2 tRNA genes and 1 rRNA gene are annotated in these 589 nt (G+C 48.9%); all 3 read right to left on the bottom strand.

The annotated features are described in order from the left end of the window. Positions 1-117 precede the first annotated feature (117 nt). Positions 118-193: transfer RNA gene (locus tag ABEA66_RS29095), tRNA-Ala, on the bottom strand. Between the two features lie 21 nt (positions 194-214). Further along, positions 215-291 (bottom strand) — tRNA-Ile (locus ABEA66_RS29090). A gap of 33 nt (positions 292-324) precedes the next feature. Continuing rightward, positions 325-441: ribosomal RNA gene (rrf, locus tag ABEA66_RS29085) — 5S ribosomal RNA — on the bottom strand. Between the last annotated feature and the right edge of the window lie 148 nt (positions 442-589).

Here is a 589-nt window from a genome sequence, read left to right as displayed (position 1 = left end):
TTAACCATGCTAATACACGTTGTATTGCTCTACGCATTGTATTTCTGTATCTAGTTTTCAAGGAACAATCGCTCTGTAACTGTCACATCAAATGCTTGATGTCCGCTAACAGAATATTGGTGGAGCCAAGCGGGATCGAACCGCTGACCTCCTGCTTGCAAGGCAGGCGCTCTCCCAGCTGAGCTATGGCCCCATATCATAATATAAAATTGTATGGTGGGCCCTAGTGGACTCGAACCACCGACCTCACCCTTATCAGGGGTGCGCTCTAACCAGCTGAGCTAAGGGCCCTCATGAACTTATTACAAACCCATAATTGGGTTCGCTTGGCGACGTTCTACTCTCCCAGGACCCTTCGGTCCAAGTACCATCGACGCTGGAAGGCTTAACGTTCGTGTTCGGTATGGGTACGCGTGGTTCCCTTCCGCCATCATCACCAAACGAATATGGAGAAGTATTACCCTCTCAAAACTGAGCAACGAGTGAATGCTGTTGCAACTGTTAATCAGTTGCTTATTTGTCCGATGACCTACAGTCATCATGGACTCCATAGAAAGGAGGTGATCCAGCCGCACCTTCCGATACGGCT

The sequence above is a fragment of the Paenibacillus vulneris genome, assembly GCF_039543185.1.
GTDB classification, from domain to species: Bacteria; Bacillota; Bacilli; order Paenibacillales; family NBRC-103111; genus Paenibacillus_S; species Paenibacillus_S vulneris.
Note: the sequence above shows the minus strand (reverse complement) of the source record. Positions and strands in the feature narration are given on the sequence as shown.